We start from the raw sequence: 26,229 nt of genomic DNA on the forward strand, positions 1-26,229 counted from the left end.
CCAGCCATGAGCAGCAAAGCGATCTACGTCCTACCCGGCGGCGGTTACGACAAGGTCCAGGTCGGCACTTGCGAGGCGCCTGCGCCCCAGGCTGGCGAGATCACCGTGCGCCTACACGCAAGCTCCCTCAACTACCATGACTTCGCCGTGGTCAGCGGCATGTGGGGCCCGAGTGAACGGCGCATTCCCATGGCCGACGGTGCGGGCGAGGTGGTTGCGGTGGGCCTGGGTGTAAGCGAGTTCAAGGTCGGGGATTCGGTGGTGAGCACGTTCTTCCCTGGCTGGCTCGACGGCCAGGCGAACGTGGAGGGTTTCGCCACCGTGCCAGGTGATGGCATCGACGGCTATGCCCGCGAGCAGGTAACCGCCCGCGCCACCGCCTTCACCCTGGCGCCCCAGGGCTACAGCCATGCCGAGGCGGCGACCCTCACCACCGCCGGCCTGACCGCCTGGCGCGCGCTGATGAGCGATGACCATCTCAAGCCAGGCGATACGGTACTGGTGCAGGGCACCGGTGGGGTATCGATCTTCGCCCTGCAGTTCGCCAAGCTGGCCGGCGCCACGGTGATCGCCACCTCTTCCAGCGATGCCAAGCTCGAGCGCCTCAAGGCCCTGGGCGCCGATCACCTGATCAACTACCGCAGCACCCCGGCGTGGGGCGAAAAGGTGCGTGAGCTCACGGGCAACCGTGGCGTGGACCATGTGATCGAGGTGGGCGGCCCGGCCACCCTGGAGCAGTCGATGATCGCTGCGCGCATTGGCGGGCATGTCTCGCTGATCGGCATCCTCACCGGCGTTGCCGGGCAACTGCCGCTGGTTCAGGCGCTGGTCCGGCAGATTCGCTTGCAAGGCGTGCTGGTGGGCAGCCGTGCCCAGCAGCAGGCGATGATCCGCGCGATCGATGCCAATGGCCTGCGGCCAGTGGTCGACAAGCACTTCGAGCTCGAGCAGATCGTCGAGGCCTTCCGCTACCAGGAAAGCAATCGCCATTTCGGCAAGATCTGCCTGGCCTATTGAGGCAGCCAAATGGGGGCTGCTGCGCAGCCCTTTCGCGGCACAAGGCCGCCCCTACAGGACGCGCGTCCCCCCCCTGTAGGAGCGGCCTTGTGCCGCGAAAAGGGCGCGTAGCGCCCTCGGTCCCATTCCGCTGGAACGCCCGTCCCAGAGCACCCCTAGTGGCCATTTGATAAATGTGACCCGCCTGGCAAAGCCGTGTCGCGATCGAACAGTTGCGAGACGTTTTCGAGTATTTTGCCCTCGCCCACCCCGGCTTAAAGTGGACCCCGCATTTTGTCGGTGCATCGCCCTGAGCGTGAGAAGGTCAACAACAGAGCGTGAGTGGTGTACCTGGTTACCGTTCTTTCAAAGGAGAAGCTTTTCGCCTACGTCTGCCCGTCTTTCCTTGTGTCAGCAAAAAGAGAACAAGACCAATGAACACCGTGGGATCTGATGGCAACCTTGCACAAGGTTTCAAGCCACGTCATGTAACGATGTTGTCCATCGCGGGCATCATCGGCGCCGGACTTTTCGTAGGTTCCGGGCACGCCATCGCGGCGGCCGGGCCAGCTACCATTCTTTCTTACTTCGTGGCCGGGACCCTGGTGGTACTGGTCATGCGCATGCTCGGTGAGATGGCCGTCGCCCATCCAGACACCGGCTCCTTCTCTACCTACGCTGAACAAGCCATCGGCCGCTGGGCCGGCTACACCATCGGATGGTTGTACTGGTGGTTCTGGGTATTGGTGATCCCTATCGAAGCATTGGCCGCAGGCCACGTGCTGAACGCCTGGTTCCCCCAGGTGGACAGCTGGATCTTCGCCTTGTTGTCGGTCGTGCTGCTCGCGGGTACCAACCTGTTCAGTGTGGCCAAGTACGGCGAATTCGAATTCTGGTTCGCGATTCTCAAGGTCACGGCGATCCTTGGCTTCATTGGCCTGGGCTTCGCGGCCCTCATGGGCTGGCTGCCAAACCGCGAGGTCAGCGGCCTGAGCACCTTGATGGCCGAGCACGGCGGCTTCACGCCCAAGGGTTGGTCCGCAGTGGTCGGCGCCTTCATCACCGTGATGTTCAGCTTCATCGGCACCGAGGCGGTGACCATCGCTGCAGCCGAGTCCAGCGACCCATCGCGCAACATCGCCAAGGCCACCCGCTCGGTGATCTGGCGTATCAGCACGTTCTATATCCTGTCGATCTTCGTGATCATCTCCATCGTGCCGTGGAACGACCCGCAACTGGCAGTCGTGGGTTCCTACCAGCGCGCCCTGGAAATCATGAACATCCCCAATGCCGCATTCATGGTCGACCTGGTGGTACTGGTGGCAGTGACCAGCTGCATGAACTCGTCGATCTACATCGCCTCGCGGATGATGTACTCCCTGGCCAAGCGCGGCGACGCCCCGGCCGTCCTGAACCACACCAACAAAGCCGGCGTACCCTACGCAGCCGTGTTCGGCAGCACCCTGATCGGAGCGGGCATCGCCATCCTCAACTACTTCGCGCCCAAGGGCGTGTTCGAGTTCCTGCTGGCAAGTTCTGGCGCCATTGCTTTGCTGGTGTACATGGCCATCGCCATTTCCCAGCTGCGCATGCGCCGCCGCCTGGAGCGCGAAAGCACTGAGCTGAAGTTCCGCATGTGGTTGTTCCCGTACCTGACCTGGGCGGTGATCATCTTCATCGCTGGCGCCTTGGGCGTGATGATGTTCACCGAGGAGCATCGCGCGGAAGTGACTTCGACCCTGGGCTTGGCGTTGGTGATCTCCTTCCTGGGGATCATCACCAGCCGTGGGCAGGCGAGGGCGGCAGCGCTGACCCGCTCGGTGGGCTGACGGTCGGTCGAGCTTGTGTAAGAGAAAAGGCATCTGGCGACAGATGCCTTTTTTCGTTGTGGGCGAGGTGAAGTTGCACAGTCATGTCGGGCGGGGGTGGCCAGCCGGGCTGCAAGCACGTGTCCAGGGCTGATCCACAGGTTCAATCGAAACCATAGTGGAAATATATTTTGCGCGCTAAATATTATCGTGCAAATTAAGCCTCAAGCATGAAGCAATCGCTTCATCCCCTACGAGACACTGGAGAACGATCATGACCACTTCCAAAGCCTTCGCCATCGCCACCCTCACACTCGGCGTCAGTGTTGGCGCCTTTGCCCAGACCGCCACTCAGTACCACTACGGAATGGACCTGGACATCGACACAGTCATCTCTGTTGAGGACACGCCCAGCATCAGCGGCGAAAACAGCGTTGCGACCCTGACCTACCGTGACAGCCACGGCAAGGAGCAGAAGGTGAGTTATATCCTTCCAAACACTGCAGCCAACCAGAACTGAATGCCTGCCTACGGTCTAGGAGCTTAAAGCATGAAATTGTCCCGCACCCTCACCGCCGGCCTGCTGGCTCTGGCTGTCAACAGTGCCTTCGCCGCTGGTAGCCCCGGCGTGGAACACACCACTCAAGGCTTCCTTGAGGCTTTGGCTGCAGGTGGCGGCAAGCCGCTGGAAACCTTGTCGCCCAAAGACGCCCGGTCAGTGCTGACCGGCGCCCAGGCCAGTGTGAAGGTCGACTTGTCAGGTATTCACGTCGAGCGCCGTACCATCCAGGCCGACGGCCAGCCACTGGAGATCCGCGTCGTGCGGCCGGAGGGTGCCAAGGGTAACCTGCCGGTATTCATGTTCTTCCACGGCGGTGGCTGGGTGTTGGGCGACTATCCAACCCATGAACGATTGATTCGCGACCTGGTAGTGGGCTCTGGTGCGGCAGCGGTCTACGTCGATTACACGCCATCGCCCGAGGCCAAGTTCCCCACGGCGATCAATCAGGCCTATGCCGCCACCCGCTGGGTCGCTGAGCATGGCAAGGAGATAGGTGTCGACGGTACCCGCTTGGCGGTGGCAGGTAACAGCGTCGGCGGCAACATGGCCGCGGTAGTCGCCATCAAGGCCAAGGAGGCCGGAACTCCGAAGCTACGCTTCCAAGCGCTGCTGTGGCCCGTGACTGATGCCAACTTCAACAATGGTTCCTACAACCAATTCGCTGAAGGGCACTTCCTGACACGTAACATGATGCAGTGGTTCTGGGACAGCTATACCACTGATCCGAAGCAGCGCGACGACATTCACGCATCGCCCCTGCGGGCCAGCTTGGATCAGTTGAAAGGTTTGCCGCCGGCACTGGTACAAACCGCTGAAATGGACGTGCTGCGAGATGAAGGCGAAGCCTATGCCCGCAAGTTGGAAGCCGCTGGCGTGGAAGTGACCGCTGTGCGCTACAATGGCATGATTCATGACTTTGGTCTGCTCAACGTTCTCGGCGAAGTGCCTGGGACCCGCAGCGCGATGGAACAGGCTGCTCAGGCGATCAGGCAGCACCTGAAGTAATAGATACAATCTGCAACGGGGCGACCTTGTCGCCCCGGTCGTATTTCCCCCTTCAATGCGAATGCCGCGGCATCCCCCCTTCGCGGGCGATCACGCGCATGTGCAGGGTGGCCGGTTCCAGGCACCCCCCAGTGGACAACTGCCCGACCAACTGGCGGTAGAGCTCTTGCCATGGTGTTTGGGAGGCCGGGATGTTCGGCTTCCAGGCTGCGCGACGGCGTGCCACTTCCTCGTCGTCTACCAGCAGGTCGACGCGACGGTTGTTGAGGTCGACGCGCAGCCTGTCGTTGGTCTGAAGCAGTGCCAGGCCGCCCCCGACCGCCGCTTCCGGCGACATGTTAAGAATCGACGGGCTGGCCGAGGTGCCGCTCTGGCGACCGTCGCCCAGGCACGGCAACGAGTCGATGCCCTTTTTGATCAGCGCCGCCGGTGGCGCCATGTTGACCACTTCAGCACTACCTGGGTAACCCACGGTGCCGGCGCCACGAATCACCAGGATGCAACGCTCGTCGATGTCCAGTGCTGGGTCGTCAATGCGCGCGTGGTAGTCCTCGGGGCCCTCGAACACGATGGCTCGCGCCTCGAAGCTGTTTTCCTTGCCGGGCTCGGACAGGTAGGTCTTGCGGAAGGCTTCGCCGACCACCGACATCTTCATGATCGCGCTGTCGAAGAAATTACCACTGAGAACGATGAAGCCAGCGCTGTGCTTGAGCGGCTCGTCGAACGGCAGGATCACGTCGCGGTTGCTGGTGACGGTGTCGCTGACCACCTCGCCAATGGTCTTGCCGCTGACCGTGATGCAATCTTCATGCAGGCGCCCGGCCTTGCGCAGTTCGTGCATCACCGCCGGCACGCCGCCGGCACGGTGGAAACCTTCGCCCAGGTACTTGCCCGCAGGCATGCAGTTGACCAGCAGCGGCACGTCTTCACCGATGCGCTGCCAGTCGTCCAGCGACAGCTCGATGCCCATGTGCCGGGCGATAGCGATCAGGTGCGGCGGGCAGTTGCTTGAAGCGCCCAGGGCCGAGGCCACTGCGATGGCGTTCTCGAATGCTTCGCGGGTCATGATCGATGAGGGGTGTACCTCTTGCATCACCAGTTCGCAGATGCGCCTGCCGGTGGCGTAGGCCATCTGCCCGCGCTCCCGATAGGGTGCGGGGATGCTGGCGCAACCGGGCAGCGACATGCCCAGGGCTTCGGCCAGGGCGTTCATCGACAGCGCCGTGCCCATGGTATTGCAGTGGCCTACCGACGGCGAAGCGGCGGTGGTCATTTCCATGAACCCTTCGTAGTCGATTTCGCCGGCAGCCATCAGGTTGCGCGCATGCCACAGCACTGTGCCCGAGCCGATCAGTTGGCCCTTGTGATGGCCGTCGAGCATTGGCCCGCCGGACAACACAATGGCTGGCAGGTCGGTGGTGGCGGCAGCCATCAGGCAGGCTGGCGTGGTTTTGTCGCAGCCGGTGGTCAACACCACGCCATCCAGCGGGTAGCCGTGGAGGATTTCCACCAACCCCAGGTACGCCAGGTTGCGGTCGAGCGCGGCGGTTGGCCGACGGCTCTGTTCGGCGATCGGGTGTACCGGGAACTCCATCGGAATGCCGCCTGCGTCTCGGATACCGGCCTTGACCCGCTGGGCCAGTTCCAGGTGATGGCGGTTGCAGGGCGTCAGGTCGCTTCCGGTCTGGGCGATGCCAATGATCGGCCGCCCCGATTGCAGTTCGGCGCGGGTCAGGCCGTAGTTCATGTAGCGCTCGACGTATAGCGCGGTCATGTCGGCGTGGCTCGGGTCGTCGAACCATTGCTGGCTGCGCAGCGGGCGTTTCGCGGTGTCGGTCATATCGTTCTCTCTTGTGTGGGGTGGCCACCGCTTAGCGTTGCGGCACACCGACGCCTGCATGGCTATGTAGGGATGGCGCAGCGCTTCCCACTGCGTCGTCCAGTACAGTCAGGTCGCGGCCACGGGTTTCGACGGACAGCCAGGTGCCGAGCAAGGTCAGCCCAGCCAGCGCCAGGGTGTAGAGCGCCAGCACCCAGTAGGCACCACCGGCCAGGCCGACCAGGAATATACCCAGGATCGGTGCCAAACCGCCGGACAGCATCGCGCCGATTTCTCGGGACAGGGCCACGCCGGAGTAGCGGTAGCGGTTGCCGAACAGTTCGGTGAAATGGGCACATTGGGCGCCGAGCATGCTATTCGCAGCCAGGGCGAAGCCACCCACAACGGCGATGCACACCAATGTCGAGTTGCCGCTGTCGATCATCCACCATGAGGGGAACGCCCACAACGCGCCGAACAACGCGCCGCCACGGTACACCGCCAGGCGCCCGAAACGATCGGACAGCGCGCCGAACAATGGGGTGGTGAACACGCTGAGGATACTGGCGACGAGCACCGCATTGGTACCAATGGTGGCCAGGTTGGCACCATCCTCGCCGAGATGGCGGCTGGCGAAACCGGTCAGGAAGGCGATGGAAACAGTGGCGTAAAGGGTCGAGCAGCCCGTTTCGGCCATGCGCATCAGGGTAGTCGCCGCCAGTGGCCGACGAGCATTACGCAACACGGCGCGCATCGGCGATTCGATCACCTGCTGGCTCTGGCTGAGCTGCTGGAACACCGGGCTTTCCTTGAGCTTGAGGCGGATCCAGATGGCCATGAATATCAGCACCACGCTGGCCAGGAAGGGGATTCGCCAGCCCCAGTCGAGCAGTTCCTCATGGGTGAGCGAGGTCTGCATCACGCGGAACGTGATAGTGGCAAGGGCCAGGCCGCTGAATACCCCGATGAAGGGCAGGGCGGCATAGAACCCTCGGCGCTCACGTGGCGCCAGTTCGGCCATGAGTGTCGCTGCGCCGGTCTGTTCGGCACCCGCACCGAAACCTTGCAGCAGGCGCAGCAGTACCAGCAGCACGGCGCCAGTGGCGCCAGTTGGCAGTAGGCCGATCAGGGTAGTGGCGGTACCCATCAGGGCAATGGTCAGCAACAAGACCAGCTTGCGCCCTTTGCGGTCCCCCAGCGAGCCAAAGAAAAGCCCGCCGAATGGTCGCGCCAGGAAGCCTGCGCCATAGGTGGCGAAACTGGCGAGCAAGGCGCCAGTGGTCCCGAGGGAGGGGAAGAATATATGGCCGAAGACCAGCGCCGCGGCCAGCCCATAGATGGCGAAGTCGTAGTACTCCAGAGCACTGCCGATTGCGCCGGTATAGATAGCCCGGCGCAGCTGACGCGGGTCAGGCACGGTGTCCTTGACTTGGGTTTGCATGTCTTGCCTCGCTTTTTTGTTGTTATGGGCCTGCGGAAAGCCGTTGTGTCGCTACTTAAGGAGGCCTCGAGCGGCCAGGTTGTGCATCATCGCGCCGAGGCCGAAGGTCCACGGGCGGGCTTGGTCGCTGGTGGTGACCTGGTTATGCAGTTGGCCCAGGAACGGGCTGGCAATGCGTACGTGGTCGCCGGGTTTGTGGGTGAAGCCGGCACCCGGCTGGTCGCGGTCTTCGGTGGGCGCGAACAGCGTGCCGAGGAACAGCATGAAGCCGTCGGGGTACTGGTGGTTTTCGTTGAGGGTCTGCCGTACCAGGTCTTCAGGGTCACGGCTGATCTGGTCCATTGAGCTGCTGCCCCGCAGGCGGTAGCCATCGCGGCCCTGGACCTCCAGGTCGATCACGCAGCGGCGCACCGCGTCCAGGTTGAAGGTCTCGTCGAACAGGCGAATGAACGGGCCGACGGCGCACGAGGCGTTGTTGTCTTTGGCCTTGCTCAGCAGCAGCGCGCTGCGGCCCTCGAAGTCGCGCAGGTTGACGTCGTTGCCCAGGGTTGCGCCATGAATCCGACCGCGGCTGTCGACCGCCAACACCACTTCCGGTTCGGGGTTGTTCCATGCCGATTTCGGGTGCACGCCGATTGCGCTGCCGCTGCCGACCGCTGCCAACACCGGGGCTTTGGTGAAGATTTCCGCATCTGGACCGATCCCGACTTCCAGGTATTGGGACCACATTCCCTTTTCCAGCAGCAGTGCTTTCAATGCCATTGCCTGTTGAGAGCCTGGCTGCACTGCGCGCAAGTTGTCACCGATTACCGCGCGCACTGTGGCCCGCACTGCTTCGGCCTTGCTGGCGTCGCCGCCGGCCTGCTCCTCGATCACCCGTTCGATCATGCTGGCGGCGAAGGTCACGCCGGCAGCTTTGATGACCTGCAGGTCGACGGGGGCGAGCAGGTAGGGCTTGCTGGCATCGAAAGCCGCACCGCTGTTGTTCAGCAGCGCCTCGATGCTCCCCAGAAATTGGCCCGGCGTGCTGCGTACGGCGTGGAGCGGGTCTTCGTGCTCGAGCAACTGACTAAGGGTGGCGAAGCGTTCGGAGAGGTCGAACACGCCGTCGCTGCGCAGCACTATCGGCGAGGGGCCGCCGGGTTCACCGGGTATCCAGGCACGGCCGATAAGGGTGCCGGCAAGGCTGTCGTCGGGCAGAGTATTGGCGCAAGTGAGCGTTATCGGCATGGCATCTAGGTCTCTTGGATCTGAAAGCTGCACGCTAGGCAAACCGTGCGATAAACTCCAATGGCATCTTTTCACTATTCGATAACATACGGTTATTGCACCACAGGTGGATTCATGTCAGACCTTTCTTTTTCTCACGTCTGCAATTGGCTTAAGTTCCGCCACCTTCTGCTCATCGACACCCTCGGTCGCACCCACAACATGCATGTGGCAGCGCAACAGATGAACCTCAGTCAGCCGGCGATCAGCAAGATGCTCAAGGAGATCGAGCACCTGCTCGGCTTCGCCCTGTTCGAGCGTCTACCACGCAGCATGCTGCCCACCGCCCTGGGCGAGCAGGTGGTGCGCTATGCCCAGGTCGCGCTCAATGATGCGCGCACCTTCGTCGACCAGATCGACAGCCTGCGCCAAGGCGGCCACGGTCACCTGAAGGTTGGCGGCATCTTTGCCGCCACCGCCGTGGCGCTGCCAGAGGCCATTGTCGAAATCAAGCAGCGCAAACCGTTGCTTTCGATTGAGGTGGTGGAGCAGACCAGTGACCATCTCATGACCATGCTGGAGGACAAGAACCTGCACCTGGCGGTAGCGCGATTTACCGATGTGACGCAGCAGCAGCGCTTCGACTTCCAGCCGTTGGCGCCGGAGCCATTCTGCTTCGTGGTTAACCACCAGCATCCTTTGAGTGATGCCGGGCCGGTGACCCTACCTCAATTGCTCGAATGGCCATGGATCCTCTACCCCAAAGGCACGCCAATTCGCGGTCGCATGGAGCGCGCCTTCGCGGAGGCCGGGGTCGCGGTGCCGCGCAACACCATCGACACCATTTCAATGCAGACCTTCCTCAAGGTGCTGTTGGGTGGCCCGATGATCGGCATGCTGCCCCAGGCGATGGTCGAGCCACACCTTGCCAGCGGGGTCCTCATCAACCTCGACACGCCCCTGCACCTGGATCCTCAGGATTACGGCATCCTGACCCGCAAAGGCGAGCCGTTGACCGGAGCGGCCTTGGAGTTTGCCGAGATATTGCTGGCCAACGCAGGAAGGGAGCCGGCTGACTGATAACAAGCCGTTATCGAATGATCCCTAAAAGCCATTGGGCAAGAATCGCAGAGCCGCATAGATTAGCGCTCACTGTCTTATGCGACGCGAAGGGACCCTTCATGACTTCATGTGCAGGCCAACAATTCATCGGCGGTCGCCGCTGTGCTACCGGGACCGCCTCATTGCATAGCGTGGATGCGCATACCGGGCAGGCGCTGCCTGGCGCGTTTTACCAGGCTACCGAGCAAGAAGTGGATGCTGCTGCTCTAGCCGCTGCCGCTGCGTATCCAACCTACCGGGCGTTGTCCGCTGTACGTCGGGCCGAATTCCTCGACGCCATCGCCGAGGCGCTGGATGCGCTGGGCGATGATTTCATTGCTACCGTTTGTCGCGAGACCGCCTTGCCAGCAGCAAGAATCGTGGGTGAGCGGGCGCGGACCAGCGGCCAGCTGCGGCTGTTCGCCTCGGTGCTGCGCCGTGGTGATTTTGCCGGCGCGCGTATCGACCGCGCGCAGCCCCAGCGCACCCCGCTACCACGTTTGGACATCCGCCAGTGCCGCATGGGCCTGGGGCCGGTGGCGGTATTCGGTGCCAGTAACTTCCCGCTGGCGTTTTCCACCGCCGGTGGCGATACCGCCGCAGCGCTGGCTGCGGGCTGCCCGGTGGTGTTCAAGGCCCATAGCGGCCACATGGGGACTGCGCAGTGGGTGGCGGAGGCGATCGTAGCGGCCGCAGAGCGTTGTGGCATGCCAGCCGGCGTGTTCAACATGATTTTTGGCGGCGGCGTGGGTGAGGCTCTGGTCAAGCACCCCGCCATTCAGGCGGTTGGCTTCACCGGTTCGCTCAAAGGCGGTCGTGCCCTTTGCGACATGGCCGCGGCGCGTCCGCAACCGATCCCGGTATTCGCTGAAATGAGCAGTATCAACCCGGTGTTGGTAATGCCGGGCGCGCTGGCGGTTCGTGCCGAGGCCGTGGCCCGCGAGCTGGTCGCTTCGGTGGTGCTTGGATGCGGGCAATTCTGCACCAATCCCGGCTTGGTATTGGGCATGCGTTCACCTGAGTTCAGCGCTTTTGTCGAACACCTGCGTGCGCAGGTCGCCGACCAGCCAGCGCAAACCATGCTCAACCAAGGCACCTTGGCCAGCTATGCCCATGGTGTCGCCGCCCTCAAGGCACTGCCCGGCATTCGTCACCTGGCGGGGGCAGAGCAGCAGGGCAACCAGGCCTGGCCGCAGCTGTTCGCAGCAGATGCGCGGTTGCTTCTGGATAACGAACCGTTACTGCAGGAAGAAATTTTCGGCCCGGCCACGGTAGTGGTCGAGCTGGCCGACCAGGCCCAGTTGCTGGCCGCGCTGCAGGCACTGGGTGGGCAATTGACCGCTACGTTGATCGGCGAGGAGAGCGACCTGGCTGCTGCCGCGCCACTGGTAGCGGTACTGGAGCAGAAGGCCGGTCGGCTCCTCGTCAACGGCTACCCGACTGGTGTCGAGGTCTGCGACGCCATGGTGCACGGCGGCCCATACCCGGCCACTTCTGACAGCCGTGGCACGTCCGTCGGCACACTGTCGATCGACCGCTTCCTGCGCCCGGTGTGCTACCAGAACTTCCCCGATGCGCTGCTGCCCGAAGCCCTGCGCGACGCCAACCCACTAGGGCTGCTGCGCCTGGTCGATGGTCAGCCCAGCCGCGAACCGATTCGCTGACAGGTACTCCCATCGGGCACTCGGGTGCCCGATGCTCTCTAAATAACAACAATCAGGCGTGCACGACATGCCAAGAGGCTGGTTATGGACCATCAAGTTGTCGACCCCGTGCGCGATTCGGCTTTTGAGGATCGCACCTATCGCAAAGTCATCGTACGAATCCTGCCGGTCCTGCTGCTGTGTTACATGGCGGCCTATCTCGACCGGGTGAATATCGGCTTCGCGAAACTGAGCATGCTGGAGGACCTGCAGTTCAGTAATACGGTCTACGCCCTGGGCGCGAGCATTTTCTTCTGGGGCTACTTTCTGTTCGAGGTGCCGAGCAACCTGTTGTTGCATCGATATGGGGCGCGGTTCTGGATCGCCCGCATCATGCTGAGTTGGGCCATCATCTCCATGGCTGTGGCCTTTACCCAGCCACTGGCCGCATTCTTCCATGTCGAGTCCAGCACCATGTTCTATGTGCTGCGCTTCCTGCTCGGTATCTGTGAGGCCGGCTTCTTCCCAGGGGTGATTCTTTACCTCAACTACTGGTTCCCGACCCATCGGCAAAGCCGGGTGATGTCGGGTTTCCTGATGGCAATGCCTGTCAGCCTGACGCTCGGGGGCATTTTGTCTGGTTGGCTCATGACCAGCATGGATGGTTGGCACGGTATGGCGGGCTGGCAGTGGATGCTGCTGGTCGAGGGTGTACCGTCGGTGATCATGGCGGCCATCGTCTACTGCTGCCTGTGCGACAACATCGACAAGGCGGCCTGGTTGTCCCCGCAGGAAAAGGCGCTGCTCAAAGCCAACTTGAAGCTAGAGGCGCACGGCAAGGTTTCACGCCTCAAAGATGTCCTCTTCAGCCCACGTGTCTGGCTGCTGGTATTCATCCTGCTCACTTTCAACACAGGTTTTTATGGCCTGGCCTTCTGGATGCCGTCGATCATCAAGAGCGCGGGAGTGACCAGCAGCCTGGAAATCGGTTTGCTGACGGCTATCCCTTACGGCGTGGCAGTGCTCGCCATGTTCCTCAACGCACGCCACTCCAATCGCACGGGCGAACGTCGGCTGCACGCCGCGATCCCGGCGTTCATCGGTGGCTGCGGGCTGATCCTCAGCGCCGCTTTCGCACAGAACGTTGTCCTTTCCATCGTGTTCCTGACCGTGGCGGCATCCGGGGTGCTTAGCCTGATGCCCATCTTCTGGACGCTGCCGGGCACGGTGCTCTCAGGTGTCGCAGCGGCGGCAGGCATTGGCATGATCAACGCGTTCGGCAACCTGTCCGGTTTCACCGGTTCGATGATTACAGCAGTGGCCGAGAACCTCACCGGCGACATCAACAACGGCACCTATGTGCTGGGCCTGTGCTTGTTCATCAGTGGCGCATTGATCATGGCGATTCCCGCCGCGATGTTGAAGCGACCCGACTCGCAGCCCCGTGCACAGTTGAACCTGGAGACAGCATGAGCATCAACCACGGAACAAGCCTGCGCCAGGCGCTGCTGATGTTGGCGCCGTTGCTCGACCAGCACGAAAGCCAGCTCGCCCAGCAGTTCGACCTGGTACGCGCTTTTGATCCACATGCTCTGGAGGCTGTTCTAGCCGACCGGCCGGAACGTTTCCGTGCGCTGGTGACCAACGGCGTGGTGGGGGTGCCAACCCCAGTCATGCGCACACTGGTCAACCTTTCACTGATCGCTGTGAACGGTGTGGGCGTTGATGGCATTGATCTGGACCAGGCGAACGCCCGCGGCATTCTGGTTGAGACGACGGTCGATCTCCTCACGGATGCCGTGGCCGACCAGGCTGTAGCTTTGCTCTTGTGCCTGCTGCGCCAGGTTTGCGTGGCTGACCGCTTCGTCCGGGCCGGCAGCTGGCGCGAGGGCGCCTTCCCCTTGCTAGGCACCACGTTGCGCGGGCAGCGTGTCGGCATCATAGGCCTTGGCCGTATCGGTCAAGCGATTGCCAGTCGCCTATTGCCGTTCGGCGTCAAGTTGGCGTATCACAACCGCAATGAGCTACAGGGCTGCAGTTACGCCTATCACCCCGACGCCCGCAGCCTGGCTGCGGACAGCGACATTCTTATCGTCGCCGCCGCAGGCGGAAATGCGACGTCACGCCTGGTCAATGCGCCAGTGCTGGAAGCGCTTGGCGCGAAAGGGGTGATCGTAAACGTGGCGCGGGGAAGCGTGATCGACGAAGCGGAGCTGGTTGCTCGATTGCAGGATCGGCGACTTGCGGGGGCAGCCTTGGACGTGTTTGCAGATGAACCGCAAGTGCCCCCCAGCTTGTTTGACCTGGATAACGTAGTGCTTCAGCCGCACATAGGCAGCGCTACGCTGCAGACCAGGAGGGCGATGGGCGACTGCGTTGTCAATGCGGTTTGTCGCAGTATGCTTTGAAGGCGATCACACAGCCCTGAGGAATTGCACCTGTAGCAAGCCCGCACTTTGCCTTCCAGGAACCGACTAGAGGCCCGTTATGACCGATGACAGCAACGATGACCGTCCACTCTACCAAGCGGCCTGCCATTGCGGGACTGTCCGCTTTACCGTGCGCCTGACCGATGGTTTGCGTACCGCGCGCAGGTGTAACTGCTCGCTCTGTCGTATGCGGGGTGCCGTAGCGGTATCGGCCAACCTGAACGACCTCACGGTCACCCAGGGGAAAGAGGCGCTCACCCTCTATCAGTTCAATACACGCGAAGCAAAGCATTACTTCTGCTCCAAGTGCGGCATCTACACGTTCCACCAACGCCGTTCTGCGCCGGACCAGTACGGCGTCAACGTGGCGTGTATCGAGGGAATGAGCCCGTTCGACTTCCCGGAAGTGCCTGTCAATGAGGGCCGTAATCATCCCAAAGACCGCGTGGAGGGCGGCTCAGGCATTGCCGGGTGGCTGCGTTATGCGCGACATGTTGAGTGACTTCGTGGCCTCAAAAGGTCACTCATAACAGGCCTGCGACGGCGCAAGTTTTCGGATGTGTTTTCGCCCCAGCGGACGATACTTCTCTATACGCAGGCGTGTTCCTGGTGGCGCACGCCGCTAGGAGGTGTCTGATGAACAAACTGACAATCGTGGGTGCCGGACTGGTCGGCGAGGCGGCAGCGCAAATCATCGCTCGGGATGAGTTATGCCGTGAGCTGGTGTTGATGGACGTTCAGGGTGAGCTGGCGCAGGGGAAGGCGCTGGATGTGTGGCAGGCTGCTGTAGAGTCCGGGTCTGATACCCGTGTCTACGGCGGGGCCAACGCCCAGATGCTGGAGGGCTCCGAGCTGGTGGTCATCACTGCAGGCGTTCCGCGCAAGCCAGGCCAGTCGCGTCAGGATGTGCTGAGTACCAACTTGCCCATCCTCGACAGCATCATGGCCGATATCAAACAGCATGCACCTACGGCAACGGTGCTGGTGGTGTCCAACCCAGTCGACGTGCTCACTTACCGGGCCTGGAGCATCAGCGGCCTGGGGCGCGACAAGGTGTTCGGGCAGGCCGGCGTGTTGGACACTGCCCGCATGAAGTGCTTCATCGCCGAGCAAACCGGGTTTTCGGCCCGGGACATCACGGCGCTGGTGCTGGGCGGGCATGGTGACAGCATGGTGCCGCTGATGCGCTACTGCCAGATCGGCTCGGTGCCGTTGTCGCACTTCTTGAGCAATGAGCAGATCGAGCAAATTGTCGAGCGTACGCGCAAAGGTGGGGGTGAGATCCTCGGCCTGAAGAAACTGGGCAGCGCCTGCGATGCGCCGGGTGTGGCCATTGCCCAGATGGTCGATGCGATCGCCAATCGACGAAACCGCATTTTGCCGGCGGTGGCCATTTTGCAGGGCGAGTACGGGCGTCACGACATCGCCATGGGCGTGCCTTGTGTACTGGCAGAGCAGGGACTGGCGCGGGTGATCGAGTTGCCGCTGGATGTGCAGGAGCAGGTGATGTTTGACCACTCTGCAGATCAGGTGGCGCGGGATATTGCTGAGATGAAAGCGTTGTGAGTGAGGTAGGGGTTGGGTGCTGACGATTAAGATCCGGGCGGAATGGGCACGGGGAGCGAGTCAATGTATCAGCCGGGGTGCTGCCCTATGTCTGGGTAATAGCTGCTGCTGCCAGCCTGCGGATGTCTTCAGGCAAGTCCAGCGGCAGCGGCAATACCACCAGTGAGTTGCGCGTGGCGGCGCTGAAGATTTACCGCGCGTGGCTCGCTGGGCTCTCGGCGCAGTAGGTGCGCCGAGAGCAAACCGAGCAGCGGCGCCGCGGGCCGAATCCAGCTGATTGCCACGTCCGCGCTCTTCGTGCAGCTTCTGGACCTGCGCAGGGCGTGCTTGTTGGAAGGGAATGGTTTCATGTTAGACGCCTGATATGCCCCACAGGAATATCATTTGTCAGTGGCATACCGAAAATAATGTTAGTTCCGAATAGCGCAACGCCCCAAAAAATGGGGCTCTGTGAGGTATTTGTTGGGCCGGGGTAAGTTGAAATGTGTCCGTATCTATCTGTTTTTTCTGATTATTAATTTATTGGCCAACTTGCTTGGAATACCAGTTGGAACGCTGTGTGGTCTGGATTCCGATGGAGGTGCTTTTTGAGCACTTTTTTGTGCGGCAGCAAACAGATTGGCAGTTCCGGTATTCAATCAACACCGGGACGTGGGTAGGCATGGGGGCCGGATCAATTCGGTTTGGCTACCGTCGCAGCATTCTTGCTTAATACAGGAGCGGCTACATGCACCTTGGCCTCGGACAAGGCAATACAGCGATGTGCGTAGCTGTCGATCTCTTTCAAAGCGATATTTCGGTAGCTAGCGGGACAGATCAACAACATATCGCCGAAGCGGAACTGACGAAACCCCCTGACGCTGTACAAACCATTCGGCCCCTCGTAGCTCTCCAGTTGCCACGGGGAGCTACTGAATACCTCCTTCGGATAATCCTTTTCGTTCAACACATAGCTCAGCTCGGTATTGTCCCTGATTTTGATCAGATTGGCGGCGGAATAAACCCACAGGTCCAAGAGGGCCGGCAACAGCATGGCATTGACGAAGATGCACCCGAGCAGCACCAGTGCGGCTCGGCCGGTGCGCTGCATCGCATTGCCGTTTGTCAAATAAAAGACGAGGACTGGCGCTAGGTAGAGGCACATTATCAATAAGCAGAGGGCGATAGCCCCGAATGCCTCTTCGTCGCTCTCTCCGCCTCGCCACGTCATGATGGTTAGCTGGGCGGGCATGACTCCACTCACCGAAGTAAACGCGAGCAACGTACCTAGCCAGCCAACGAGGGCTGTGTAATAGAGTTTGCGATGCGAGGGTTTGCGGGGACCAGGCGGCAGCTCCAGTACTTTGTTGTGCAGGGGCGCATCGCGGCGAAGCAGAACTATCACGGCACAAGCGGCAGCGACTACGACGATAGGGAAGAAGTAGCCTGGGGCCATGGTGTAATCAAAGAGGGCCCCCAGCAGGTTGAGCGATAGCAGTAAGTAGCCCCCGCCTACGATGAGGCCAAAGCGTAAGGCGAGCCTCTTTTCCAACTCTCTGTCAACGGTGCATACAGACATGCTCAACGTGAAGACCAAAGACGGCACCGATACGATGAGCAGCAGCGACGCGAGTATCAGCAGGCTGAAGAATAACCAGGCGACGAGGTTCGAAGGGTTCCCTAACGAACTCAGGATCAACTCGGGGTGATGGATTACCCAGAGGTACTTGGTGAGGAGTGAGATTGAGATAAGCGTTGAAACTACCGGCAGCCACCATTTGATATCGGCGAGGAGTTTGAATAATGCTTGCCGGGGGCTGCTGGAGGCGGAGGGGCCGGGCGGTGAAGCGGGGGATGGGTTTTGAGGGATGGTTGTGGGGGGAGATACGGGTGCCATGAGCGTGTGTTTCTTCCTAGTTTTCGTGGTTCTGAACACAAGGTAAAGTCTCGGGAATCTTTGTATCTGATTATTCAAATCATCTAGGGTGGGCCCGAATTGAGCAGAGTGCCTAGTCTGTTTCCTGTCAACGAGTCAGAAGCACGGCACGCCCAAGAATAGAGCCTGCCGTATCCACCAATTTCTTAGCCAGGATGAATTCCGCGACCGTGCGCCTGACTTGCTATCCGTTTGGCTGAGCAGATTACAGGTGGTGATTGAGATCGCTAGGTGCCAGAGCCGATATCCTGTCCGCAAATGAGTCGAATGATCATTGCGCCTTGTTGAACAAACGCACCTTCAACCGCTCTATCGTCCAACGCCACTTGGGTGTGGTTGGGCGGCAGACGGTGTTTTGGTTGCCGAACAGACCGACTTCCTTTATGGCCTGTTCAACTGGCACGGTCTGCAGCCATGCCACAGGCACGAAGTACTCGCACAGCGCTGGGTCGTTGCTGTATTCGGCGTGGTAGGTACCACGTTTGGCGGCTTGCAGCACCGGCGTGTCGACGCCGTTGTAGGGCACGGTGAAGTCTGCCGCCGCTGTGGCCCGCCCGGTTACGCGGCCGACGCCGACGTAGCCCTGCTGCGGAATGTTGACCCACACCCGGTCGCCGGGGGCGAGCATCTTCAGGCTGTTGCTGTACCAAGTGCCGCCACCGCCACAGATAAATCCAAAGGCTTGCGCATCCAGCCAGGAACGTGTGGAACTGTGGCCAAACGAGCAATAGAACTCACCATTCCACGGCTCGCTCGGGCCATCGTTGCGGGTGTTGCTGGCATTGGCCTGGGTTTCCACAGGGTCGAGCAGCCAGGAGCGGCTGATCAGCTGTTGCGCGCCGAATTGAAACACCTGAAAGCACAGCACGTTGATGGCGATATCCCGCTCGCTGAGGTACGCCACGATACGCTCGGTGCTGGCGTCCAGCCCGGACGCGACGATGATGATCTGGTGGCTTTGGTTGAGCGCCTCTTCATCCAGCGGCAGGCCGAAGTAGGCATGAAAGTCCGCCGCCAAATCGGCGTTCTGGCGATAGCGTTTGTAGATGGCGGCAATATCCTCGGCGGCCAGTTTTTCCACCCAAGAGGCATAGTCCAGCGCCTGCGCCACCACATCACGTGGGGTGCGGTCGCGCTTGAGTTCGATCAGCACTAGGGAGGCATCCGGGGCGATGGCCAGCAGATCGATCCGTCCTCCTAGTCCAGTGCTTTCCTGACGGCCGATCAGCATCCATTCGTCCGACAGCAGCCGTGGAGCGCTGGCGATCATGTCTTCCAGCAATTGCTCGCTGGGGAGGATGCACTCATTCAACTGGCTGGGTTGGCCACCGACCGTCCAGATTTGCGTTTTGATGGTCATGGCGTTGTCCTTAACGTAATGCAGCCTGCGAGCCGCTAGGCCACGGCTTGCTCAACCAGGGTGCTGGCCAGTTGTTCATTGAGTTGGCGGGCCTCGGTCAGGTGGGTTTTCAGTTGGTCGCAGAGGGCCATGAGTTGATCGACTTTGGCGGCGATGCGGTGTTGTTCGGCGAGGGGCGGTAGAGCAAAAGGCATGCTCGCGACTTGGTTCGTCGAAATATGTGGTACCCCGTTACTCCGCCCCGGATCAATGGAGTCGACGAAGAAGCGTGAATTTAGCCAAGCAGATAGATAACTGACGGTAACCGCACCCGCATACGGGGCTATTTTGGCTACCCGCTGTAGCAGTAGGCAGGGAAGGTCGGTACTGCGTATCACTGCATACTTCAGGCCTGTTGAAATAATCGGACGATCAAGCGTAAGGACGACATCATTCTCGGCTAGTGAGAAACCTTGGAATTCGGCCGCCTGCTCTTCCGAAATGCAGGCAGTTTCCTTCCAGTTGATTACTCCATGCGAAATGTTTACGTTGCGTAGTAACCGAACGCCCTCTGGCCGGAACCATTCGCTTTTGAAGGCGTAGCCATTAAGGAAGCTGAAAACCTCTGCTTTTCTCGCCCATTGCCAACCTTGTGGCAACTCATAAGCCCTTTCTTCTTCGCCGATTTCAGAAAGTACCTTCTGCTTCTTAATCTTGCCTTCGGCCACCAACCGCGCCTTTTCCTCAGCAATCCGCCCAAGCAATTCACCGGCCGGCTCCTCGCTGGGATCTTGTTGCACCAGTTTGCCCATCACGGCCAGTTGCAACAGGGTCTGTTTGAGGGCGTCGACGCTGGATTCAGTGGTGAACAGGGTGTGGAAGTGCTCGGCCAGGCGTTGCCAGTTGGTGGTGAAGTCGGTGGCGTCGTTAGCCTGGGTCAGGCTGTCGAGCAGTGCTTGTACCAGTTGGGCGTGGGCGCTTTCAGCATCGGCCTGCTGGGCTTCCAGGCGGTCGCAGAGGGCCATCAGCTCATCGACTTTGGCGACGATGCGGTGTTGTTCGGCTTCGGGCGGGAAAGGTATTAGGAATTGAGACAGCTTCCCAATACTTAGCCCTTCACGCGAGACCCCTACCTGCATATCCATAACAGTCTGCTGGACCAGTTGCGAGACCAGGACTACATGAAGGAACGGCTGAATTTCGATTGAAACTGGCCGAATAATAGTTACGTGCTGGCTGACGTTACCTGTATCAAAGTCGGAAGGAACCGCGGCACAGCGCCCAATGGACGCGCCTGTGATATTGAAAAGCAGGTCACCTGCTTCAACATGTGTTCCTGACATCTTATTGTGTGTTTCTTCAGGTATGAAAGCAACGTCATTTAGGCGAAGTCCTTCATTCCAAACGTTCTGAGATCGAAGAAACTTAACGCCGCCAGTCACGTAAGCCCGTTTCCCACCTAATGGAGTGCTACCAGCCCCAATTTTCTTAAGCAGGGAATCAAGCCGTACCCACTCCCAATGGTTGGGTACGGAAAATGGTATTTCCTCCTCCGTAATTTTCGCCAGTGCCTTCTGCTTCTTAATCTTGCTCTCAGCTACTAGCCTCGCCTTCTCCTCGGCAATGTGCTTAAGCAACCGACTGGCCGGCTCATCACTCGGATCTTGCTGCACCAGCTTGCCACGGACCGCTAGTTCCAGGATCAGCTCACGCAGCTTCTTGATGCCATAAGGCGCATCGGCCAGCAGTCGCAGGTTATCGGTGAGCAAAGCCGTCATACCTGGCGCTCCAGGGCTTCAGCTAGAACCGCCTTGAGCTGGTCACGCAGGTCGCTGATTTCGTCTTGTAGGCTGGCGTAGTTACGCAGCAACTCTTCGGGGTCATGGCTGATCTGTTCGCCGATATGCGGGTTTTTGCAGTCGAGGTTCCAGTTGCGGAGTTGCAGCTCTTCAATGCTGACCTGCCAAGCGAATTCATTCTCCACCCGTGCGGCAAAGCCATCGGCCTCGCTGCCCCACCAGGCCTCTTCCACTGCGAATTCTTCGATGCGCATGGGGCGAGTCTTGGAGTAGTTCTTCACGCCGGCCGGGTACTGGTGTTCGTAGAACCACACCTGTTTGGTGGGCGTACCCTTGGTGAAAAACAGCAGGTTAGTCTTGATGCCGGTGTAGGGGTTGAACACGCCGTTGGGCAGGCGAACGATGGTGTGCAGGTTGCACTCGGTCAGCAGCTTTTCCTTGATACGGTTCTTGATGCCTTCGCCAAACAGGAAGCCATCGGGCAGCACCACGGCGGCGCGGCCACCGTCTTTGAGCAGCTGCATGATCAGCACCAGAAACAGGTCGGCTGTTTCGCGAGTGCGGAAGGCCGCGGGGAAGTTGGTTTCGATGCCGTCTTCTTCCATGCCGCCGAAAGGCGGGTTTGCGACGATACAATGCACGCGCTCGCTCGGGCCCCAGCTGATCAGCGGTTTGCTCAGGGTGTTGTCGTGGCGGATCTGGCTGGGCACCTCGATTCCGTGCAGGATCATATTGGTGGTGGCCAGCAGGTGCGGCAGCGGCTTTTTCTCAACGCCGTAGATGCTGGCCTGCAGGATACGTTCGTCCTCGGGGGTTTTTACATAGTGGCTGCGTTTGTGCTCGATGGCGCAGGTTAAAAAGCCGCCAGTGCCGCAGGCCGGGTCCATGACCTTCTCATCCAGCTTGGGATCGACCATGCGCACCATGAATTCGGTGACCGGGCGCGGGGTGTAAAACTCGCCCGCGTTGCCGGCGTTCTGCAGGTCGCGCAGCAATTGCTCGTAGAGGTTGCCAAACTCGTGGCGCTCCTGGGCCTTGTTGAAGTCCACACCTTCCTGAATCTTGTTGATCACCTGGCGCAGCAGCTGGCCAGATTTCATGTAGTTGTAGGCGTCTTCAAATACGCTGCGCACCACAAAGGCCGAGGGGGTGTTGCTGTATTCGTGCAGGTTCTGCAGCTGCGGGAACAGGTCGTTGTCGATAAAATCCTTCAGCGCATCGCCGGTCATGCCTTCCGGGTCTGCTGCCCAGGTACGCCAGCGGCAGCTCTCGGGGATCGGCGAATTATAGTTGTCATCCATCAACTCCCATTCCAGCTCACGGTCATCAAAGATCTTGAGGAACAGCAGCCAGACCAGCTGGCCGATGCGCTGCGCGTCACCATCGACGCCGACGTCTTTGCGCATGATGTCCTGGATGGACTTGATGGTTGAGCTGATGGACATAACGAATTCTCGGTCGGTGTGGCAAAGCGGGGGATTGTAATGGAGTTAGGTGCTCAGGTGGACAAGACTCCGCCGTTGCCCATACCTACGGTTAGAGAGGATTAACTGGCGTACAGCGCGTCTTCCAGTTCATGGATAGCTTTGTTGTAGCCAGCTTTGCCGCCAAAGGCTTTAACCAGTTCGACGGGTGCACCGAGCTGGTTAAAAGGATCGAGCAGAAGGATCTTGATGTCTTCGATGTGCTCAATGCCGGTGTCGGCGTATTTATCCAGCAGCGCTTCCAGCACCTGGCGGGCTGCACCGGAGTACTTGGCGAAGTAGTTACGCTTTTTCACCTGTTCCGCGCGCTCTTTACGCGACAGCGGCGGTTGGTCGAAGGCGACGTGGCAGATCAAGTCAAACGGATCGAGTGGCTTGCCCTGTTTCTTTTCCACCTCTTCGGCCAGGGCTTCCCACATCACGCCTTGGGCTGCCATTTCGTCGATGATGGCCTTTTTCTGCTCGGCATCACTCCAATGGCGCAGAAAGTCGTCCAGCGAGGCGAACTGTTTTTGCACGCAGGTGCGGGTGTAGTCGTGCAGCGATTCGGTGATCAGGCGGCCATCCGGGCCGTAGTACTGCACACGCTCGGCGATGACATAGATCGGGATGCTGTCGATGACGTACTTGATGCGCTTCTTGCCGTCTTCCTCGCCGGTAAAGTCCAGATCATCACCTTCTCCATCGCTGCCTGCACTGATGCCATCGCCTTCAAGTAAATCGTCGGGCGGAATTGGCGGCTCGCTGCCTTCGGGGGCGTAGACCACCACCGGGTCACCGTCGAAGGCCGGGTCGGCAAACAGCTCGGTGGCCTTCTTGAAGTCCATGATGGTGAACCAGTATTTGCCGAAGTCTTCATTGATGCGCGTGCCACGGCCGATGATCTGCTTGAACTCGGTCATCGACTTGATGTGCTGGTCGAGCACGATCAGCTTGCAAGTCTGCGCATCGACACCGGTGGTCATCAGCTTGCTGGTGGTGGCGATGACCGGGTAGCGCTCTTCCGGATTGATGAAGTTATCCAGCTCGGCCTTGCCTTCCTGATCATCGCCGGTGATGCGCATGACGTACTTGCGGTTCTCAGCCACGCGCTCGGGGTTGAGGTTGACCAAGGCCTGGCGCATACGCTCGGCGTGATTGATATCGTCGCAGAAGACGATGGTTTTCTGGAACGGGTCGGAGGCCTTGAGGAACTCGGTGACCTTCTGCGCCACCAGTAGGGTACGCGCCTCGATGACCAGGGTGCGATCCATGTCCTTGAGGTTGTAGATGCGGTCTTCGATCAGCTCGCCATTCTTGTCGAGCATGCCCTTGGGCGGGCGCCAGCCTTGCAGGTCTTTGTCGAAGTCGATTCGCACCACTTTATAGGGCGCGAGAAAACCGTCCTCGATGCCCTGTTTGAGGGTGTAGCTGTACACCGGCTCACCGAAGTAGGTGATGCTGGACACCTCTTTGGTTTCCTTCGGTGTTGCGGTGAGGCCGACATGGGTGGCGTTGGAGAAGTAGTCAAGAATCTCGCGCCAGGCGGAGTCCTCGGCGGCGCTGCCACGGTGGCATTCGTCGATCACGATCAAGTCGAAGAAGTCGCGGGAGAACTGCTTGTAGACGTTCATCTCTTCTTCAGCGCCAGTCACCGCCTGATAGAGCGACAGGTAGATCTCGTAGGAGGTGTCTATCTGGCGTCTGGCGATTTTGGTCATCACTTGGCCGAAGGGCTTAAAGTCGTTGTTCTTTGTCTGGTCGACCAGGATGTTGCGGTCGGCAAGGAACAGGATTCTTTTTTTCTGTTTTGATTTCCACAGTCGCCAGATGATTTGAAAGGCGGTGTAGGTTTTTCCGGTGCCAGTTGCCATTACCAGCAGAACGCGGTCCTGCCCGCGCGCTACCGCCTCAACGGTGCGGTTGATGGCGTTCATTTGGTAATAGCGCGGCATACGTCCGGAGCCGTCGTCGTAGTAGGGCGCTTCTATCTTGTGTTGAGCAGCATTGTCCAACCCCTTCCATTGGCAGTAGCGGTGCCAAAGTTCGGCAGGACTAGGGAACTGATCCAAGGAGAGCTCAGTTTCGACCTTGCTGCCTGTCCCGCTGCGATCATGAAAGAGGAAACCATCGCCATTGCTGGAGAATACGAACGGCACATCCAACGCCTCTGCATAGCCAAGAGCTTGCTGCATACCGGAGCCAATGGAGTGCTTGTTATCTTTCGCCTCGATCACAGCGATGGGGAGGTTGGCTTGGTGGTAGAGAATGAAGTCTGCACGGCGTGCTTCGCCCCGGCTGTGGAGCTTGCCACGGACCATAATCCGGCCTTTGGTGAAGCTGACCTCCTCACGCACCTGTTTGTGCATGTCCCACCCAGATTGCTGGATAGCTGGGGCGATGTATTTACTACAGATGTCCCGCTCGGAAAGTGATTTTTTGTCCATGGCTGGCTATGTCCTTGTGGCATTCTGCGGAATTTACCACATTGGCTAGAGGCATGCTGCCAGTATCAGATCGTAAGGCGCCTCGCAGCTTTGTACATCCGTATAAGTCTTTGTGTGATTGTTAACTTGAGTTTAACTTTAAGCCTGTCCTGCTACTGCAGGTTAAGAGCTTGTCCATTGACACTCAAAGCTCTTTAGTCAAAAGTGACTGAGTCTGAATTTATACTGATCCTAGAATGCAGTGCAGGTTAGCAATGGTAGGCCAGCAAACCTGCAGGTTTCCGCATCATTTATCCTAGCGCTTGGACAGAGTTTGCTAAGCGTTTTTCTTGTCCAAATTGGGTTGTGTAAAATCGTTGCTCTATACCATAAATAAGCATCTTTAATTCGTTGTCTGTGGAGATGTCAAACATTCCCGCGTCTTTGTTAAACTTCAAGCTTTCGCCGCAATAGCCATCGATGTAGGAAAGCATACCCTCTTTATCTTGCTCTGGTAATGCCGCCAGAGTGGCCATGGCCAGTGCAATTCTTTTTCTATTGGGTTTCGATACTTTGTCGGCGTCAAAGTCATTGCTAAGACTTATGAACGGTTCGTCGAGGAATTGCTTAACCTCTTCCTGTGTTGCTTCTTTATAGAGCTCATCAATCCCCGGGAAAATACTTGAGATCGTGGCAAGGCTTTTGAAAATTAGCACGTCTTGTTTAGAGAAATATACAGCGTCCGGTTGGGTGTTGATCACGAGTCGTAGCCGATCATCTTCAACCTCTGCGACTTCACCGAATACAAAAGTCTTGCGTCGCAGGAATAATGACGGAGTAACCTTCTGGAAATAGAAATCACTTCCTTGAAGTGCGCATATGTGAGATATGTCCGGAAATTTGCCTTTAGGAAGTTCGTCGTAATTTTTTGGGTCGATGTCGGCTGTCAGTATCTCTGAACAGTAAGCTTGCTGTGAAAAGTTCTCGACTTTAAACCAGCACTCTTCATCCAGGTTGTGGTCTGGGTTGTAGGGGATGCATGCCCCAGGATTGACTTCGATGCGCGAAAATAGCGTGTGGTCTGATATCAATTTAAAAATTGGTTTCTTACGTACTTTCTTAACCTTTACTAGAACGTGATCCATATTTTTAGTCTCGCTCAATGAATGTGTAGTTATTTATTCTAGAGGCTTTTGTGATGACTATCTCTGCGGGAGTTTTGTATCTCTGGCGGCTGATCAGGAATATGGAGGATTTGGATGTTGTTGTTATATTGTAAAATTCATATCCGTAGAGTAAGAATAGAGGGTTGAAATATAGTGCTTGAGATCTGAATGTGAAGATGAATAAAATCCCATAGACAAAAAACAAGGTCTCCCAATTGCTCACGCTTAGAGCTACAAAGAAATATCCAAGGTAGCTTGGTAGAAAGCTATTATTTGCGTGGTCAATGCTGCTGGTTTGTCCTTTTTTGAATTCATCTTTACCCAAAAAAGAGCTGAGTAAAAGGCTTGCTCCTGTAAGCGTGATTGGAATCGATAAATAAAATAGATAGGAGACAGCGTTAGGTATTTTGGCTAGCCACGGGCTGTTAGAAAAGAAATGCCCTAGCGTAAAACCTTTCTGGACAAGAAAAACGATGACAAGCAGCGACGTGGCATTGAAAGTTAGCAAGAGCCTGAATACAAAGTTAAGATCAAATCGTAAC

At 59.0% G+C, this 26,229-nt stretch carries 19 protein-coding genes and 1 pseudogene; 10 read left to right on the forward strand and 10 right to left on the reverse strand.

The genetic code is table 11. The annotated features are described in order from the left end of the window. Positions 1-6: 6 nt before the first annotated feature. The 4 genes from IRZ56_RS14860 (at position 7) to IRZ56_RS14875 (ending at position 4,371) form a co-directional block, all read left to right on the forward strand. Positions 7-1,017 (forward strand): zinc-dependent alcohol dehydrogenase family protein, encoded by a 1,011-nt coding sequence (locus IRZ56_RS14860; protein WP_196145622.1) that lies wholly within the window; start codon positions 7-9, stop codon positions 1,015-1,017. A gap of 413 nt (positions 1,018-1,430) precedes the next feature. Next, positions 1,431-2,825, forward strand: a complete 1,395-nt coding sequence (gene gabP / locus IRZ56_RS14865) for a GABA permease (RefSeq protein WP_196145623.1) — start codon at positions 1,431-1,433, stop codon at positions 2,823-2,825. Positions 2,826-3,078: 253 nt separating this feature from the next. Further along, complete coding sequence (locus IRZ56_RS14870; RefSeq protein ID WP_196145624.1) at positions 3,079-3,324, forward strand: DUF2790 domain-containing protein; 246 nt, start codon at positions 3,079-3,081, stop codon at positions 3,322-3,324. 30 nt (positions 3,325-3,354) lie between these two features. Further along, complete coding sequence (locus IRZ56_RS14875) at positions 3,355-4,371, forward strand: alpha/beta hydrolase (protein ID WP_196145625.1); 1,017 nt, start codon at positions 3,355-3,357, stop codon at positions 4,369-4,371. 52 nt (positions 4,372-4,423) lie between these two features. Here IRZ56_RS14875 and IRZ56_RS14880 read toward each other — a convergent pair whose 3' ends face one another. From IRZ56_RS14880 to IRZ56_RS14890, 3 genes are read right to left on the reverse strand one after another with little or no spacing between them, the layout of a single operon-like run. Further along, on the reverse strand, positions 4,424-6,211 hold the full coding sequence (locus IRZ56_RS14880; RefSeq protein WP_196145626.1) for an IlvD/Edd family dehydratase: 1,788 nt from the start codon (positions 6,209-6,211) through the stop codon (positions 4,424-4,426). 31 nt (positions 6,212-6,242) lie between these two features. Beyond that, complete coding sequence (locus IRZ56_RS14885) at positions 6,243-7,631, reverse strand: MFS transporter (protein WP_196145627.1); 1,389 nt, start codon at positions 7,629-7,631, stop codon at positions 6,243-6,245. A gap of 51 nt (positions 7,632-7,682) precedes the next feature. After that, positions 7,683-8,861: a fumarylacetoacetate hydrolase family protein gene (locus IRZ56_RS14890; RefSeq protein ID WP_196145628.1), complete on the reverse strand. Its 1,179-nt coding sequence runs from the start codon at positions 8,859-8,861 to the stop codon at positions 7,683-7,685. A 114-nt stretch (positions 8,862-8,975) separates the two neighbouring features. Here IRZ56_RS14890 and IRZ56_RS14895 point away from each other — a divergent pair, with 114 nt between their 5' ends. The 6 genes from IRZ56_RS14895 (at position 8,976) to IRZ56_RS14920 (ending at position 15,579) form a co-directional block, all read left to right on the forward strand. After that, complete coding sequence (locus IRZ56_RS14895) at positions 8,976-9,920, forward strand: LysR family transcriptional regulator (RefSeq protein ID WP_196145629.1); 945 nt, start codon at positions 8,976-8,978, stop codon at positions 9,918-9,920. Between the two features lie 101 nt (positions 9,921-10,021). Next, positions 10,022-11,605 (forward strand): aldehyde dehydrogenase (NADP(+)), encoded by a 1,584-nt coding sequence (locus IRZ56_RS14900; RefSeq protein WP_196145630.1) that lies wholly within the window; start codon positions 10,022-10,024, stop codon positions 11,603-11,605. Positions 11,606-11,689: 84 nt separating this feature from the next. Continuing rightward, the gene (locus IRZ56_RS14905) at positions 11,690-13,057 is read left to right on the forward strand and encodes an MFS transporter (RefSeq protein ID WP_196145631.1); all 1,368 of its coding nucleotides are present in this window, start codon (positions 11,690-11,692) and stop codon (positions 13,055-13,057) included. Continuing rightward, on the forward strand, positions 13,054-13,992 hold the full coding sequence (locus IRZ56_RS14910; protein ID WP_196145632.1) for a 2-hydroxyacid dehydrogenase: 939 nt from the start codon (positions 13,054-13,056) through the stop codon (positions 13,990-13,992). The genes IRZ56_RS14905 and IRZ56_RS14910 overlap by 4 nt, the downstream gene beginning before the upstream one ends. 79 nt (positions 13,993-14,071) lie before the next feature. Next, positions 14,072-14,515, forward strand: coding sequence for a GFA family protein (locus tag IRZ56_RS14915; RefSeq protein WP_196145633.1), 444 nt, complete (start codon positions 14,072-14,074; stop codon positions 14,513-14,515). A 134-nt stretch (positions 14,516-14,649) separates the two neighbouring features. Further along, positions 14,650-15,579 (forward strand): malate dehydrogenase, encoded by a 930-nt coding sequence (locus tag IRZ56_RS14920; protein ID WP_196145634.1) that lies wholly within the window; start codon positions 14,650-14,652, stop codon positions 15,577-15,579. Positions 15,580-15,664: 85 nt separating this feature from the next. On the opposite strand, the pseudogene IRZ56_RS23165 reads toward IRZ56_RS14920, so the two are convergent. From IRZ56_RS23165 to IRZ56_RS14950, 7 genes and pseudogenes are all read right to left on the reverse strand, one after another. Next, positions 15,665-15,836 (reverse strand): annotated as a pseudogene (locus tag IRZ56_RS23165) (arsenic resistance protein); the annotation flags it as partial. A gap of 416 nt (positions 15,837-16,252) precedes the next feature. Further along, positions 16,253-17,455, reverse strand: coding sequence for a hypothetical protein (locus IRZ56_RS14925; RefSeq protein ID WP_196145635.1), 1,203 nt, complete (start codon positions 17,453-17,455; stop codon positions 16,253-16,255). 310 nt (positions 17,456-17,765) lie between these two features. After that, the gene (locus IRZ56_RS14930) at positions 17,766-18,854 is read right to left on the reverse strand and encodes an endonuclease NucS domain-containing protein (protein ID WP_196145636.1); all 1,089 of its coding nucleotides are present in this window, start codon (positions 18,852-18,854) and stop codon (positions 17,766-17,768) included. 35 nt (positions 18,855-18,889) lie between these two features. Next, positions 18,890-20,611 (reverse strand): restriction endonuclease subunit S, encoded by a 1,722-nt coding sequence (locus IRZ56_RS14935; RefSeq protein ID WP_196145637.1) that lies wholly within the window; start codon positions 20,609-20,611, stop codon positions 18,890-18,892. Continuing rightward, entirely contained in the window at positions 20,608-22,077 is a 1,470-nt protein-coding gene (locus IRZ56_RS14940) for a type I restriction-modification system subunit M (protein WP_196145638.1), read from the reverse strand. The genes IRZ56_RS14935 and IRZ56_RS14940 overlap by 4 nt, the downstream gene beginning before the upstream one ends. 101 nt (positions 22,078-22,178) lie before the next feature. Beyond that, positions 22,179-24,542 carry an EcoAI/FtnUII family type I restriction enzme subunit R gene (gene hsdR, locus IRZ56_RS14945; RefSeq protein WP_196145639.1) on the reverse strand — a complete coding sequence of 788 codons (2,364 nt, stop codon included), beginning with the start codon at positions 24,540-24,542 and terminating at the stop codon, positions 22,179-22,181. A 290-nt stretch (positions 24,543-24,832) separates the two neighbouring features. Further along, complete coding sequence (locus IRZ56_RS14950; protein ID WP_196145640.1) at positions 24,833-25,666, reverse strand: ATP F0F1 synthase synthase; 834 nt, start codon at positions 25,664-25,666, stop codon at positions 24,833-24,835. Between the last annotated feature and the right edge of the window lie 563 nt (positions 25,667-26,229).

The sequence above is a fragment of the Pseudomonas guariconensis genome, assembly GCF_015680235.1.
GTDB classification, from domain to species: Bacteria; Pseudomonadota; Gammaproteobacteria; order Pseudomonadales; family Pseudomonadaceae; genus Aquipseudomonas; species Aquipseudomonas guariconensis_A.

Bases quoted from the DNA above. Each gene is read 5' to 3' on its own strand.
- IRZ56_RS14875 (WP_196145625.1), top strand. From the start codon at position 3,355: ATGAAATTGTCCCGCACCCTCACCGCCGGCCTGCTGGCTCTGGCTGTC.
- IRZ56_RS14880 (WP_196145626.1), bottom strand. From the start codon at position 6,211: ATGACCGACACCGCGAAACGCCCGCTGCGCAGCCAGCAATGGTTCGAC.
- IRZ56_RS14930 (WP_196145636.1), bottom strand. From the start codon at position 18,854: ATGACCATCAAAACGCAAATCTGGACGGTCGGTGGCCAACCCAGCCAG.
- IRZ56_RS14905 (WP_196145631.1), top strand. From the start codon at position 11,690: ATGGACCATCAAGTTGTCGACCCCGTGCGCGATTCGGCTTTTGAGGAT.
- gabP (WP_196145623.1), top strand. From the start codon at position 1,431: ATGAACACCGTGGGATCTGATGGCAACCTTGCACAAGGTTTCAAGCCA.
- IRZ56_RS14900 (WP_196145630.1), top strand. From the start codon at position 10,022: ATGACTTCATGTGCAGGCCAACAATTCATCGGCGGTCGCCGCTGTGCT.
- IRZ56_RS14870 (WP_196145624.1), top strand. From the start codon at position 3,079: ATGACCACTTCCAAAGCCTTCGCCATCGCCACCCTCACACTCGGCGTC.
- IRZ56_RS14885 (WP_196145627.1), bottom strand. From the start codon at position 7,631: ATGCAAACCCAAGTCAAGGACACCGTGCCTGACCCGCGTCAGCTGCGC.
- IRZ56_RS14950 (WP_196145640.1), bottom strand. From the start codon at position 25,666: ATGGATCACGTTCTAGTAAAGGTTAAGAAAGTACGTAAGAAACCAATT.
- IRZ56_RS14895 (WP_196145629.1), top strand. From the start codon at position 8,976: ATGTCAGACCTTTCTTTTTCTCACGTCTGCAATTGGCTTAAGTTCCGC.
- IRZ56_RS14925 (WP_196145635.1), bottom strand. From the start codon at position 17,455: ATGGCACCCGTATCTCCCCCCACAACCATCCCTCAAAACCCATCCCCC.
- hsdR (WP_196145639.1), bottom strand. From the start codon at position 24,542: ATGGACAAAAAATCACTTTCCGAGCGGGACATCTGTAGTAAATACATC.
- IRZ56_RS14890 (WP_196145628.1), bottom strand. From the start codon at position 8,861: ATGCCGATAACGCTCACTTGCGCCAATACTCTGCCCGACGACAGCCTT.
- IRZ56_RS14910 (WP_196145632.1), top strand. From the start codon at position 13,054: ATGAGCATCAACCACGGAACAAGCCTGCGCCAGGCGCTGCTGATGTTG.
- IRZ56_RS14920 (WP_196145634.1), top strand. From the start codon at position 14,650: ATGAACAAACTGACAATCGTGGGTGCCGGACTGGTCGGCGAGGCGGCA.
- IRZ56_RS14860 (WP_196145622.1), top strand. From the start codon at position 7: ATGAGCAGCAAAGCGATCTACGTCCTACCCGGCGGCGGTTACGACAAG.
- IRZ56_RS14935 (WP_196145637.1), bottom strand. From the start codon at position 20,611: ATGACGGCTTTGCTCACCGATAACCTGCGACTGCTGGCCGATGCGCCT.
- IRZ56_RS14940 (WP_196145638.1), bottom strand. From the start codon at position 22,077: ATGTCCATCAGCTCAACCATCAAGTCCATCCAGGACATCATGCGCAAA.
- IRZ56_RS14915 (WP_196145633.1), top strand. From the start codon at position 14,072: ATGACCGATGACAGCAACGATGACCGTCCACTCTACCAAGCGGCCTGC.